This window comes from Cyclonatronum sp., from assembly GCF_022565315.1.
Lineage (GTDB): Bacteria > Bacteroidota > Rhodothermia > Balneolales > Cyclonatronaceae > Cyclonatronum.
This window is the reverse complement of sequence record NZ_JAIUMX010000108.1, coordinates 1-12,308: the sequence shown is the minus strand read 5'-3', so window position 1 is coordinate 12,308 and position 12,308 is coordinate 1. Positions and strand designations below refer to the sequence as shown.

General features: G+C 52.9%; 11 protein-coding genes. 7 read left to right on the top strand and 4 right to left on the bottom strand.

Features of this window, described 5'->3' with window-relative positions; all coding sequences use genetic code 11:
• Positions 1-40: 40 nt before the first annotated feature.
• From LAT75_RS13190 to LAT75_RS13180, 3 genes are all read right to left on the bottom strand, one after another.
• Entirely contained in the window at positions 41-553 is a 513-nt protein-coding gene (locus LAT75_RS13190; protein ID WP_291483143.1) for a DUF6580 family putative transport protein, read from the bottom strand.
• A gap of 119 nt (positions 554-672) precedes the next feature.
• Positions 673-1,371: a hypothetical protein gene (locus LAT75_RS13185; protein ID WP_291483142.1), complete on the bottom strand. Its 699-nt coding sequence runs from the start codon at positions 1,369-1,371 to the stop codon at positions 673-675.
• A 137-nt stretch (positions 1,372-1,508) separates the two neighbouring features.
• Positions 1,509-2,111, bottom strand: coding sequence for a YceI family protein (locus LAT75_RS13180; RefSeq protein WP_291483141.1), 603 nt, complete (start codon positions 2,109-2,111; stop codon positions 1,509-1,511).
• Between the two features lie 231 nt (positions 2,112-2,342).
• On the opposite strand from LAT75_RS13180, the gene LAT75_RS13175 reads away from it, so the two are divergent.
• Positions 2,343-2,843: a DUF4168 domain-containing protein gene (locus LAT75_RS13175; protein WP_291483140.1), complete on the top strand. Its 501-nt coding sequence runs from the start codon at positions 2,343-2,345 to the stop codon at positions 2,841-2,843.
• A 67-nt stretch (positions 2,844-2,910) separates the two neighbouring features.
• On the opposite strand, the gene LAT75_RS13170 is transcribed toward LAT75_RS13175, so the two are convergent.
• On the bottom strand, positions 2,911-3,519 hold the full coding sequence (locus LAT75_RS13170) for a DNA-3-methyladenine glycosylase (RefSeq protein WP_291483139.1): 609 nt from the start codon (positions 3,517-3,519) through the stop codon (positions 2,911-2,913).
• Between the two features lie 251 nt (positions 3,520-3,770).
• On the opposite strand from LAT75_RS13170, the gene LAT75_RS13165 reads away from it, so the two are divergent.
• The 6 genes from LAT75_RS13165 to LAT75_RS13140 all read left to right on the top strand — a co-directional run.
• A complete protein-coding gene (locus LAT75_RS13165) occupies positions 3,771-5,252 on the top strand; it encodes a sodium:solute symporter family protein (RefSeq protein ID WP_291483138.1) in 1,482 nt (493 codons plus the stop codon).
• Positions 5,253-5,273: 21 nt separating this feature from the next.
• The gene (locus tag LAT75_RS13160) at positions 5,274-5,726 is read left to right on the top strand and encodes a GNAT family N-acetyltransferase (RefSeq protein ID WP_291483137.1); all 453 of its coding nucleotides are present in this window, start codon (positions 5,274-5,276) and stop codon (positions 5,724-5,726) included.
• Positions 5,727-5,729: 3 nt separating this feature from the next.
• On the top strand, positions 5,730-6,800 hold the full coding sequence (locus LAT75_RS13155; RefSeq protein WP_291483136.1) for an alanine/ornithine racemase family PLP-dependent enzyme: 1,071 nt from the start codon (positions 5,730-5,732) through the stop codon (positions 6,798-6,800).
• Positions 6,801-6,968: 168 nt separating this feature from the next.
• Positions 6,969-7,556: a peptidoglycan DD-metalloendopeptidase family protein gene (locus LAT75_RS13150; protein WP_291483135.1), complete on the top strand. Its 588-nt coding sequence runs from the start codon at positions 6,969-6,971 to the stop codon at positions 7,554-7,556.
• A gap of 317 nt (positions 7,557-7,873) precedes the next feature.
• On the top strand, positions 7,874-9,028 hold the full coding sequence (locus tag LAT75_RS13145; protein ID WP_291483134.1) for an amidohydrolase: 1,155 nt from the start codon (positions 7,874-7,876) through the stop codon (positions 9,026-9,028).
• A gap of 489 nt (positions 9,029-9,517) precedes the next feature.
• The coding region (locus tag LAT75_RS13140; protein WP_291483133.1) for a SusC/RagA family TonB-linked outer membrane protein at positions 9,518-12,308 on the top strand (2,791 nt) is incomplete at its 3' end.

Genomic DNA, 12,308 nt, shown 5'->3' with positions numbered 1-12,308 from the left:
TGGAGAAACCGGCTTTTCTTTAAAACGGTTGGGTTGCCTTTCAGGCTGTCTGTAGCGCAGGTACGTTGCGGCGAACAAGCTCGAAAGAGCCGAACATTACGGTAGTGAAGAACAGATCGCCAAGCAGGGTGTAGTGGAAAAAGGGGATGGCCATGGTGTAGCTTGCCAGCAGGCCCTCAAGGGTGAAGGGGTAGTAGGGGCTGAAAAGCCAGACACCGAAGTTGGTAAGCAGGTAAAAAATGACAGAACCTGCAACAGATGCCCCCGCAATTCGAAGCGGGCTTATTTCCTTACCCAGCAGCATACCAAGGCCTACAATAATGCCAAAGGCAGCGTAAACAAAAAGCAGGGTGCTGTGAAGGCCCAGCAGCAGATCACTCAGGAGCATCACTCCGAGGGGCAACAGAAAAGCAATACGCTTGTCACTGAAATAGGCACCGCCAAAAAGGGCCATTGCGGCAACCGGAGCTACGTTGGGCGGGAAAGGAAGGAATCTCGATACAACAGCCAGAACGAGAATAAGGCTTAGAATTAAAAACTTAGGTTTTAACATAACAGCGGTTAAGTGTCCGGTAAATAAGATGGAAATCAATAGTAAGTTGTAGGAACAGATTAATATACAGGTTTATGCTGAATCATGCACCGCAGGGGGGCTGAAAAGCACCCGGGAAATCAGAATGTACCGGGGGAGCCGAATGCATTTGTGGCTGCATAGCTGCTGCGATCCGGGTGCCAGTAAATAGTAAGGTCGTCGCTTGCGGGAAGCAGGTCTTCCCCGAGGATTACAAGTTCAAAAAGCATGACTTCGGCTGCGTAGGGCGGCCCGGTGTATCGGCTCAGATTGAAGCCATATCCGAAAGTGGCCGGCACCTGTGCAAGCAGGGGGCTGCCATCAGTGCCGCTTATTGTATCGGCGGTTATGCCGAGCAGCAGGCTGAGCGTACCGTCAGGCTGCTGACTGAGCAGCTGCGCTTCAGTTATGATGAACCCGTAGCCCAGGTCTGCAAGTTCAGCGGGGGCTGTATGGCTGAGCTCAGTTACAAGCAGGAAGTTCAGGTTCCCGTCTGCATTGATGTCCTCACCGTCAACAAGCAGGGTAAACGCGCCGGGGAAAAGGCCTTCAAGCAGCTCGGGGTTGGGAACAGCATCACGCTCAAAGCGGCGCGACTGACTGCTGAATTCAGCAGGTGAGGTGATGCGAAGCGGAAACGGCTGCAGTGTTTCAGCTGGTGAATCTTCGCCCGATGTCCATAGTTGCTGAATAAACCCCCAGCTGAGCCAAAACAAGATGAGAACCATCAGAAAAATAAGAATCGTAATCAGGGATCCTCTTTGGCCGTCTTTTCGTCTGTTTTTTTTCTTTTTCAGCATCTTAAAAAGGATGAAGTGAGCAGGTTTTGGTCTCCCCATGAATATATTAAAAACACATTCGGACTCAGCCCGGTTTTTAAACAAAAAAAGCCGGACCTGCTTGTGCAGATCCGGCTCATGAAAATACAGCAGTTCGTTTAGTCAGCGTGTACTTGCAGGAAAATCTGAATGTTTACCTCGTTGCCGATGATCGCTGTAGAAGCCCAGTCGCCTACACCAACACCGAAGTCGTTGCGGTTGAGGCTGAGCTCGCCGTGCAGTCCGGCAACCATAACGCCTTCACGCATCAGGTGCTCGGTTACGCCAAGGAACTCGAATGGCAGCTCTACTTCGCGGGTAACATCTTTGATGGTAAGCTGACCTACGGCTACGTAGCTCTGACCATCGAGATGGCGTACATCGGTGCTGCGGAAATGCATTTGCGGGAATTCTTCAACGCCGAAGAAATCGCCTGAGCGCAGGTGATCATCACGGCGCTCAACGTTGGTGTTAACGCTCGCCACATTTACCTGAACATCGATTTCGCTCAGCTCAGGAGCGCTTGGGTTGAAAACAACCGTGCCGGTAAAATCATTAAAGGTACCGGGCACTTTGTTGAAAAAATGGTTGATCGTGAACAGGATGTTGCTGTGTGCACGGTCGATGCTCCAGCTCATGCGCTCATTATTGCCGTGATGATCGTTGGCAAATGCGCTGCCGGAGAAAAGCAGGGATACGAGGAGGATTGTCAGTAATTTCATATACGTATTTGTTTTTTGAAATGGTTGAGGTTTCTGAAAATAATGATTGTTGCAACAACAAACTTCGAACCGGGCCTGCCCGTTCCGCAGGTACACAATATAATATTTTAAAAATCGTTTTGAATTTACTTGATTTAGCGGTCTGAGCAGCATTTTATTTTTAATTGCTGCTCATAATCGTTATTCTAAGGTTTCAATAAACCGTACAATTCGCAATACAAAAAAATCTTTATGACACGTACGATCAAATCCATCGTAATTTTTAGCCTGTTCACTTTTGGACTTACCGCAGTTGCACTGGCGCAAATCCCGAATCCGCAGATGCCGGCACAAATGCCGAATGTAGAAGTTAGCGATGAAGAAATGAAATCATTTGTCGAAATCACGATGGATGCTCAGCAAATTCAGATGGAAGCCCAGACTGAAATGATTGAAATGGTTGAAGAAGCCGGAATCACTGTAGAGCGTTTTAATGAAATTCTCACCGGCATGCAGAACGGCCAGAGTCAGGCTGATATGGGCATGGATGATGAAGAAATGAAGCGCTTTGATGATGTACTCGATGAACTCGAAAGCGTTCAGGAAAAGGTTGAAGGCCAGATTGTTGAAGTCATCGAATCCAAAGGAATGGAGCTCGACCGCTTCCAGGAAATAAATTTTGCAATTCAGATGGATCCTGAACTCCAGGAAAAATTCCGTCAGTATGCCATGGAAATGTCTAACGGTATGTAAATCCGTTTAGCGCAGCTCTAAATCTGCCATTATTTATGACAAAGCCCGGAAGGTAATGTTTAAGCACTTACTTCGCCGGGCTTTTCCATTTGGAGCCACTGAGCCAATAGCGCCAGGGCAGCAGCGCATCCTCACCGGCATAATCAATGCCGACCCTCGGCCCGGTTTCGATGGCATCCTGAAGCTGAGCTGATACGCCGTCGTCTTCAATCCGGATCTGACTTCCCGGAGTGCACAGGTCATGCCCGTTAAAGGCAGTTGTGAGGCCCATGGCCTGCGAGAGCACGCCGGGCCCGGCTGTGAGCCTTCGCTCCGCTTTCACCATGCCGCGGCGTTCCAGCATGGTTTCAACACCATGCAGCGGCTCAACTCCGCGAATGAGCACCGCATCAGGCACTCCTTTCTGATTCACCGCTACATTAAAAAGGTGATGAATACCGTAGCACAAATAAATGTAGGCCGTTCCGCCGGCTTCATACATGGTGCGGGTACGCCTGGTGAACCGGCCGAGGTGCGCATGACAGGCACGGTCGCCCACCGCCGCGTAGGCTTCGGTCTCAACAATGCGGCCTTTGGTGAGCTGCCCTTCAATTTCGGTGCAGAGTACCATGCCGATAAGCTCCCGTGCGATTTGCGTTACCGGGCTGCGTTCAAAAAAAGCACGTTCAAGGCGCATGGAAAATAGGTTAGGTTTGCGTTCATCATCCAAAATAAGCGGCAGGGGTACCAGCCGCAAGCCGCTGAATCGATCGGAATGATGCCCATGCTCAGTCCGTTACCCTTTGCGACACAGTTCATTCAAATTTTAAAGCAGAAGCCGAAACGATCCTTTCAGAGGTTCTAACACTGCGAGGCGCAGTTGTTTCCGGCCTGCTGTGCTGCCTGTTCCGGCTCTAACGAGTTGATCAGGCGCATCCGTTCTTTATAATGCATCCTATTGATTTAGCAGTATTTGTTGTTTACATGGCCGGTGTTTTGGGCGTCGGCTTCTATTTTATGCGGAAAAACGCCGGTAACGAAGATTACTACCTCGGCGGCCGCAACATGAGCTATCCGCATATCGGGCTGTCGGTTGTGGCTACCGATGTGGGCGGGGGCTTCTCGATCGGCCTGGGCGGCCTCGGCTTCGTGATGGGCCTCTCAGGCTCATGGATGCTCTTCACCGGCCTCATAGGTGCCTGGATGGCTGCGGTGCTCCTCATCCCCAGGGTAAAGCCCCTGGCCGACGAGCACCGCTTCTATACCATGCCCGATCTGTTCGGTTATTTCTTCAGCAGCAAGGCTGCAATTATTGCGGGCATTATTTCGGCTGTCGGGTATCTCGGCTTCACAAGCTCGCAGATGCTGGCCGGTGCCGTGCTGGCTTCAGCCACTTTCGACGACCTCAGCATCGACACTGCCCTGTATGTGATGGGCTTCATTATCGTCATTTACACGGTGATGGGCGGCATCAAGGCGGTTATCTACACCGATACCTTTCAGTGGATTTTGCTGCTGGGCGGGCTCATCTTCATCGGCATCCCGCTGGGCTATCAGGCGGTAGGCGGGTACGAAGCCATCGCTGCCGTTGTGGCCCCCGAAATGCTGCGCCTCACCAACATTACCTGGCAGCAGCTGCTGAACTGGGGCATCACCATTATCCCGATCTGGTTTGTGGGCATGACGCTCTATCAGCGCATCTACGCCAGCCGGAGCGTGGCTGAGGCCAAAAAAGCCTGGTACCTCGCCGGCTTGTTTGAGTGGCCGGTAATGGCGTTTATGGGCGTGCTGCTCGGCCTGTTTGCGCGGGTAGCCGCCGAGCAGGGCATGTTTGCCTACCTCGGTTTCCCCGGCGTGGAGGGCATCCATCAGGAGCAGGGCCTGCCGTTTCTGCTGCGCACCATTCTGCCGGTCGGCCTCATGGGCCTGATGATGGCCGCCTACTTCTCGGCAATCATGTCCACAGCGGATAGCTGCCTTGTGGCGGCTTCCGGCAACATCACCGGCGACCTGCTCCGCAAGTGGTTCGGCCTTGATATGGACGACACCCGCCTCATCCGGCTGTCGCAGTTTGTTACCCTCGTTCTGGGCGCGGTAGCCCTGCTGCTCGCTGCCGCCATGGAAACCGTGCTCGACATCATGCTCTATTCCTACGCCGTAATGGTGAGCGGGCTGCTCGTACCAATACTCGGCGGCCTGTACTGGAAGCGCGCCGGCAGCGATGCCGCCATTGCCTCCATGATTACCGGCGGCGGCCTCACGCTGCTGCTCACCGTAATCCCCGAAGTACAGCGCGCACGCGGCAGTGCTGAAATCCTTACCTTACCCCTGGGCCTCGACCCCATCATCTTCGGCATCACGGCATCAGCCGCTGTGTTCCTCGCTACAGGCTGGCTAAGGCCGCGGAACACATCCATCGATAAAACTTAAGCTTTTAAAAAAACAGATTCTATGTTCGACTATCAGATACTAAACCCCGGCGAATCCGAAACCCGCAAGGCGGAAGCGGATTCCGTTATTGATTTCCTTTTTGAACACCTCGATCAGTTCGGCGACCCCCGCGAGGATATCGCCAAATGTGCGGCTTATGCCCTCAGCACCAAGCCCGGTTATGGCGGCTTCATCGTGCGTGCGTGGGATTCCGAAGCGCAGCGCGTGGCCGGCGCCGTTATCGTGAATGAAACCGGCATGAAGGGCTACATCCCCGAAAACCTGCTCGTGTATATTGCCGTGCACAGCGGCTACCGCGGCAAAGGCCTGGGCAAAGGCCTCATGAAAATAGCCATGGACCGGGCCGAAGGCGATATCGCCCTGCACGTTGAGCCCGACAACCCCGCCCGTTATCTGTATGAAAAACTTGGTTTTACCAACAAATATCTTGAAATGCGCTGGAAGCGCTCATGACCCATGGCCTATCTCAAACTTCACCGCGAAAAACTGCGGCACAACTACGATTTCCTCAAAAAACGCTTTGATCAGCGCGACATTCAGTGGGGCATCGTAACCAAACTTTTTTGCGGCAACAAGCAGATGCTGAAGGAAGTGATCGACCTCGGTATCTACGAAATTCACGATTCCCGCATCAGTAACCTCAAGGCCGCCAAGGAAATAAGCGACAAAATTCAGACGGTTTACATCAAGCCGCCTCCTAAAAAAATCATTGAAGATATCATCCGCTGGGCCGATGTGAGTTTCGACTCCGACATCTCCACCATCCGCATGCTTTCCGATGAAGCCGTGCGGCAGAATAAGGTCCACAAAATCATCATCATGATTGAAATGGGCGATCTGCGCGAGGGGGTGGTGCGCGACGACCTGATCGACTTTTATGAGCAGGTCTTCAATCTGCCGAACATCAACGTAACCGGCCTCGGCACCAACCTGAACTGCCTGTACGGGGTGATGCCCAACACCGATAAGCTCATTCAGCTCACCCTGTACAAGCAGATTATCGAGCTCAAGTTCAACAAAAAAATTCCGTGGATCTCCGGCGGCACCTCCGTGACGGTGCCGCTGCTGCTGCGGCACGAAATCCCCAGCGGAATCAACCACTTCCGGGTGGGCGAGGCGCTGTATTTCGGCCTCGATCTGTTCACCAATAAAACCATCGAAGGCATGGAAGACTCCGTGATGGAGCTCTACGCCCAGATCATTGAGCTGCACGAAAAGCCGCTCGTACCCAGCGGCGAGCTCGGCCTCAACCCGCAGGGCACCCGCATGGAAATCGACGAAAGCCTGTACGGCAAAACGAGCCACCGCGCCATTCTCGACATCGGCTACCTCGATATCGACCCCAAATACCTGATGCCGGTAAACGACGACATCGAAATTGTGGATGCCAGCTCCGACATGCTTGTCGTGAATGTGGGCGATAACACCCGCAATTACGAAGTCGGCGATTTTGTGCGTTTCCGCCTCAAATACATGGGCGCGCTCGGCATCATGAACTCGGCCTACATCGATAAAGTGGTGGAGTAGTGTTTTTGTTTCGGGCGATGGGTACCTTGCCCTACAGCCGGTATTCTATGTTTTTGCCCTGTTTTTTTGTATGCAGGGTGATGCGTACCGTGCCCTGAACCTGCTTCAGGGGCAGGCCGGAAATGCAGGCCAAACCCATAAAAATGAACTTTACTGAGAAACACATTCGTGAGTGAACTTACTTTTCATCCGGTGATGCGCTACGAAGGCCGGCTGCCGCTGCCCCGCCTTGATCTGCGCTCCGGCTACAGCCACATGCAAGAAGCCCCGGCCCTGCAGGGCGCCGGCGGCTACCTCGAACACCGGCGCGGCATGTACACCTCGGCCCTCTTCGGCGGCGAGCGCTTCATCCACACCGGCATCGATATTTGGGGCCCGGCGGGCGAGCCGGTATTCGCGTTCAGCGACGGCCGCATCTGGGGCTTCCGCGACAACCGCAACGAGCTGGATTACGGCCCGACCATCATCACCGAGCACGAAATCGGCGGGCAAAAACTCTATGCCCTGTACGGGCACCTCAGCCGGAAATCCCTCAGCGGTCTGGAAGCGGGGCAGCCGGTGCAGGCAGGGCAGCGCCTCGGCTGGCTGGGCGACCGCAGCGAAAACGGCGGCTGGGTGCCGCACCTGCACTTTCAGCTCTCGGTCGAAGAGCCGTCTGAGCCCGATATGCCCGGCGTTGTAGCCCCGCACGAGCTCGAAGCCGCCGCTGCCCGATACCCCGATCCGCGCATCATTCTGGGCCCCGTCTATTTATAAATCTTTTTCGGGTGATGGCGACCTGAGCCTGATCAAGGTTACGAGGCTGGTTTAGGTTTGGGTTTGCTTTTCTGCAAGTCCGTATCAAGGCCATATCAACGCCCTATATTTATGGCCTTGATATGATTTTCATCCTGCGGCGGGTCGGAGGAGTACCGGCAAAGCTGTGAAAGGCCTAAAGTGGAGGAAGCGTATGGCTCTCAAAAAGCGGCGTCCGCGCCCTGCCAAAAAGGCCCGCAATTGATTAACTTCAGCGGAATCGCAAACTGCCGGCAAAACCCGGCAGAAACGCCCCTGAATAATTAACCGACAGCACGATGATCCCAAATCCTGAAGCCTTCACCCAACAACACCTGCCCCGCTGGATCGAAATGCGCAGGCGGCTGCATCAGCTCGCGGAGGTTTCCGGGGAGGAAGTCCGGACCGCTGCTCAGATTGCGGAATGGCTGGAAAAGACCGGCCCCGACGAGCTGCACACCGGGCTTGGCGGTTGCGGCATCATCGCGGTTTACGGGCCGGAGTCGGCCCCGAAACGGGTGATGCTAAGGGCCGAACTCGACGGCCTGCCCATAGCCGACCCGCCGGAGTGGGATCACCGGGCCGAAAATCCGCAGGCGGGTCATAAATGCGGTCACGACGGACATATGATGAACCTCGTAGCCCTGGCAGAATATTTGGGAGCCCATCCCCCGAAAAACCTCCGGGTGATACTTGTATTTCAGCAGGCCGAAGAAACGGGCATAGGCGCGGCGCGCATCATCGAAACTGAAGTTTTCCGGCGCCTCAAACCGGATGTGATTTTTGCCCTGCACAACCTGCCGGGCTACCCCAAACACAGCATTGTGCTCAAAAGCGGCGTTTTCGCCTCGGCCTCTACGGGGCTTATTGTGCGGCTGAAAGGCGCGACCTCGCACGCCGCACACCCCAACGATGGCACCTCACCCGGCCCGGCCCTGGCGCAGCTCATGCAGCTTTTCCCTGCCATACCGGGTCAGTACCTGCCGGTGCAGGAGCAGGGGCTGATTACCGTGATTCATGCCCGCCTCGGCGAAATCGCCTTCGGCACCGCGCCGGGCGAAGCCGTGCTCATGGCAACCTTCCGCGCCCCGGAAACGCGCACGGTGCAGAACATGCTGGCCAAAGCGCGTCAGCTTGCCGCGGCAACGGCCCGCACCCACAGCCTCGAAGTCGAATTCGACACGACCGAAGTTTTTGAAGCCTCCGTAAATGAGCCGGAGCTTTGCAGACTGGCCGAACAGATCGCGGAGAAGCAGGGACTGAAGGTAATCCGGAAAGATCAGCCGTTTATGTGGAGCGAAGATTTTGGCCGTTTCAGCAGCTATGGGCCTACGCTTTTGTTTGGGCTGGGTGCAGGCAAGGAGCACCCTCAGCTGCACAGCCGGGCTTACGATTTCCCCGATGAGCTGCTCGAAACCGGAGTGAGGATGCTTGCAGAGCTTCTTTTCAGCTAAGCGGGATACATTTGTGATAAGGCTCAGACACTTAGCCTTACGTCTTTATCAAGTGTAACAAACGGGCTTACAAAACCTGAAATAGCGGGCGTGATGAGGGCAGGCATGTAAACTGACCTCGCACAGGTGTTAAGCTCTACAAATAGCTTATAGGCGGTACCGGTTTTCGGAAAGGTCAAATGGCTTAAAGTATAAACAAGCTGTTTCAGCAAAATGCTTAAATGTGATGGTGTGCTCAGTGTCATCAGGGGCTTTACCGGTGGTGACCCTTATTTTAAATCCAAAGAATACCTGTAGTTAAGGTGGTTTCGGATTTATTGTGTTAACAGAAAGTTTTTTTTTGGATTAACTATGGGTAAAACTATATTAACCACTTGTGATGCGCAAATGCGTATTGCTTATGTAAGCGCGTGTTAACAGCATTCAAGCTTTAAAGGACTGGATTGCTGTCACTATACTAACAGACTAAATGAACGAGGTCATTTAACTATGATGAAAAAGTTACTGCTAACGATTATACTGCTTGCGTTACCGCTCGCTTTGCTTGCGCAAACCGGCAGTTTATCGGGTGTTGTTACCGATTCAGATACCAGAGAGTCGTTGCCTGGCGCAACAGTCTTTTTGGTTGAACTGAATCGGGGTACTGCCACCAATATTGATGGAGAGTACAGCCTGGATAATATTCCTGTTGGGGAATATACCGTGATGATTACCTTTGTGGGTTATCAGCGTTTCGAGCGCCGGATTACTATTGCAGCCGGTGCAAACTCCCTGAATACCGCCCTTCGGGTTGACCGTTTTGGTCTTCAGGATATTGTAGTAACCGGTGTGCTTGGTGATACAGAAGCCCGCCGTACGCCCTTTACAGTAGGCCGTGTTAGTGCACGCGATCTGGAAATGGTACCCGGAAGTTCACCTGTAGCAGCCCTTCGCGGTAAAGTTGCCGGTGTAAACATCGTACAGGGTAGTGGTCAGCCTGGTTCTACTCCTTCAGTAGTACTTCGCGGTATCACATCTATTTCAGAGAGCAACGAGCCCCTCTACATTGTGGATGGTGTAATTCTGGCTGAAAGTGCCGTTGATATCGAATCTCTCGATATTGAAAGCATTGAAGTAATTAAAGGTGCTGCTGCAGCCTCGCTGTACGGTTCCCGTGCTGCTTCAGGTGTAATCAACATCCGTACAAACCGCGGTGCAAACCTTGCCGACGGTACAACCCGCATCGTTGTTCGCAACGAATTCGGTGTGAGCAGCCTGGAAAACGCAATCCGTACCAATCAGTCTCATGCTTTCCAGATGAGTGGCGATGCCAACAACCCATGGCTTGATTCTGCAGAAAACCCAACCTCTGATAAAACAGAGCGTGTTTTTGTTGGGCCTACAGCTACAACATTCCTGGATCAGACTTACCCTGTAGAAACATTTGATAATTTCGATGCTTTCTTCAACCCCGGTAATTTCTACACCAACTACGTGGCTGTTTCTCAGCGTGTTGGCAACATCAATTACCTTGCTTCATTCAACAACACCCAGCAGGATGGTGTACTTGATGTACTTGATGGTTACAACCGTCGTAACGTACGTCTGAACATCGATAGCCGTGTTCTTGATAACCTTACACTTTCCGCAAGTGGTTACTATGCTGTTTCCAGCCTTGATCAGATTCAGACCGGTCCCGGAAGCCCCTTCTTTGGTTTGGCATTCTCGGCTCCTGACATCGACCTTGGTGCGATTGACCCGGTAACCGGCCGTCTGTTCATTCAGCCGAATGAAGCATCAATCGAAGAAAACCCGCTTTACGAAGCCACCTACAACGACCGCACCGATAACCGGAACCGGGTAATGGGTAGCTTTGAAGCTCGTTTTACGCCATTCACGAATCTTGATATTGCAGCTAACCTGAGCTACGACCGTTCGAACCGTGAATTCACACGTTTCTGGCCTACTTTCTGGGAGCAAATTGACCAGAACACTTACGCCGGTGGTGGTTTGCTTCGCGATTTCCGCTTCAATGAAGCTGTAAACGCGAGTGTAAACGCAACCTACACCCACGATTTCGGCCGTCTGCGTACCCGTACACAGGCCCGTCTTCTTGTTGAAACCCAGGAATTCAGCCAGTTCAGCGCTGAAGGCCGCGGATTCGGTGTAGAAGGTGTACCTACATTGGGTAACACAACCTCCGATCGTCAGTTTATCGGCAGCAACACCAACCAGGTTAAGTCTGAAGGCTACTACTTCATTACGAACTTCGACTATGACGGAAAGTACATCTTCGATGCACTTATTCGTCGTGACGGAAGCTCACTGTTCGGCCCTGATGAAAGATGGCATACCTACTACCGTTTGAGCGGTGCTTACCTTATCAACGAAGAAGACTGGTTTAATGTAGAAGGTATTGATGAGCTGAAAATCAACGCTTCTGTCGGTACAGCCGGTGGTCGCCCGCGTTTCAGCGCACAGTACGAGACCTGGTCTGTTGCCGGTGATGCTGTAATCAAGAGCATTCTTGGAAACAGCACGCTCAAGCCAGAGTTTTCCCGCGAATTTGAAGCAGGAATTGAAGTTGGTTTCCTGAACCGTTTCCTTTTCAACTTCACCTACGCGCAAACTGAAACCAAAGATCAGCTGCTGCTTCTTCCGCTTGTGAGCTATTTTGGTTTTGCAAGCCAGTGGCAAAATGCCGGTACGGTAGAGTCAAACACGATTGAAATGAGCCTGAGAACCTTCGCTATTCAGCGTCGTGATATGAGCCTTTCTTTCAACGTACTCTTCGACCGCTCTATCTCTGAAATTACTGAGTTCAACCGTCCTGCACAGCGTTACGGCCCTAATGTTCAGCAAGGTGCTGCGTTCTACCGCCGTGCCGGCGAGCGTATTGGTACCTTCTACGGTGTAGGCTGGGCTACCGGTGCTTCTGAGCTTCCTACAAACCTGCAGCCATTCAGCAGCTTCTTCCAGCGTAACGACGACGGATACTTCGTACCCGTTGGCGAAGGCGGATCCTGGAGAGACGGCAACTGGGGCGAAACGGTAACCCTGCCAGACGGAACTGTTCTGAATTGGGGTATCCCTGTTCGCCAGGTTAATGAGGAAGGCCAGAACTTTGTGAAACTTGGTAACGCACTTCCTGATTTCAGCATGTCGTTCAGCACTAACTTCCGTTACAGAAACTTTAGTGTTTTTGCACTGCTTGATGCTCAGATTGGTGGTGAAATCTACAACCAGACCCGTCAATGGGCTTACCGTGACCTGATGCACTTCGACCAGGATCAGCGCGGCA